At 63.9% G+C, this 1367-nt stretch carries 2 protein-coding genes; both read left to right on the forward strand.

Features of this window, described 5'->3' with window-relative positions; all coding sequences use genetic code 11:
- Window positions 1-54 precede the first annotated feature (54 nt).
- Entirely contained in the window at window positions 55-759 is a 705-nt protein-coding gene (locus ACK1VC_RS22555) for a TetR/AcrR family transcriptional regulator (protein ID WP_016485171.1), read from the forward strand.
- A 29-nt stretch (window positions 760-788) separates the two neighbouring features.
- Complete coding sequence (locus ACK1VC_RS22560; RefSeq protein WP_016485172.1) at window positions 789-1337, forward strand: hypothetical protein; 549 nt, start codon at window positions 789-791, stop codon at window positions 1335-1337.
- Window positions 1338-1367 lie beyond the last annotated feature (30 nt).

A 1367-nucleotide genomic window follows, 5' to 3' on the forward strand; every position in this document is an offset into this window, starting at 1 on the left:
AGAGGCCGGCACTGATGAAACACTGCCCATGAGGTATCCCCCGTGACACCCGCCATGCCTGATCAAGGCGCCGCCGGCATCGCTACCGCCGTCGCCGAAAACGTGCAATACCAAGGTCGCAAGACTGCCCGCCAAGGCAGCGAACAGCGCCGCCAGCTGATCCTCGACGCCGCCATGCGCATCGTTGTGCGCGATGGGGTTCGCGGTGTGCGCCACCGTGCGGTGGCCGCCGAGGCCGCTGTGCCGCTGTCGGCCACCACCTACTACTTCAAGGACATCGAGGACCTGCTCACCGACACCTTCGCCCAATATGTCGAGCGCAGTGCCGCCTACATGGCCAAACTGTGGGCCAACACCGAGGTGGTGTTGCGCCAGTTGCTGGCCCAGGGCGACGGCAGCCCGCAGGCACGGGCGCGGCTGGCTGACGAAGTGGCGCGCATGACTGCCGACTATGTGCAGCGGCAACTGCTGAACCGCCGCGATTTCCTGATGGCCGAACAGGCCTTTCGCCAGGAAGCGCTGCTGTGTCCACGCCTGGCTGAGCTGGTACGTGCCCACGAGCAGATCCTGCTGCACGGCACCCGGCAATTGTTGCAGGTGGTGGGATCGCGGCAACCGGAACAGGACGCCCAGATGTTGACGGCGATTATCGAGCAGATGGAATATCAGGGCCTGCTCAAGGATGCGAACGCGCAAGCCGATGGGCAGATGCTCGCTATGCTTACCCGATACCTGCAGCTGGTGCTGGCATCGGCCTGAGCCGAGACCGATTTTTCAAGGAGAACCTGATGAAAGCCTGGCGTGTGGTGTTGTTGACTCTGTCATTCCTGCTGCTGGGCGGTTGTCTGGTGACCTTCCATGAGCCTTTGCCCAGCAACCAGGCGGCGCCCAAGGCCCTGCTCGGCAAGTGGAGCAGCAAGGACGCCTGGGGCGAGCCGTTGAAGCTGACCATCAGCCGCAGCGGCGGCGGTGCCTACAAGGCGGTGGCCACGGCCAAGGGCAAGGCGCCTGAGGAATACGTGTTCACCGTTTCGCGCCACGGTAACCGCTGGTACCTGTCGGCAGGCGTGCCCAAGCGCCTGGGGGGCAACTTCCTGATCGGCGGTTTCGACATCGTCGAGGGCAAGGAACTAGTGGTCTACAACCTGGATGTCGAGCAGGTGCAGCAGGCGGTGGACAAAAAGGAACTGACCGGGCGCAGTACCGAGGTGCCGGAAGACAACGGTGACGGCGTGCTGATCGACAGCCCGTCGGCGCGTGTGCTGGCCTACCTGGACGACCCGGCCAACTCCGATTTGTTCGTCGAAGTGGCGCGGTTCCAGCGTACTGGCAAGTAGTGACCTGTGCCGGCCTCTTCGCGGGGGAAT

The sequence above is a fragment of the Pseudomonas sp. XP2 genome, from assembly GCF_053557975.1.

Excerpts from the sequence above, each read along its gene's own strand:
- ACK1VC_RS22555 (WP_016485171.1), top strand. The coding sequence starts at position 55 with ATGCCTGATCAAGGCGCCGCCGGCATCGCTACCGCCGTCGCCGAAAAC.
- ACK1VC_RS22560 (WP_016485172.1), top strand. The coding sequence starts at position 789 with ATGAAAGCCTGGCGTGTGGTGTTGTTGACTCTGTCATTCCTGCTGCTG.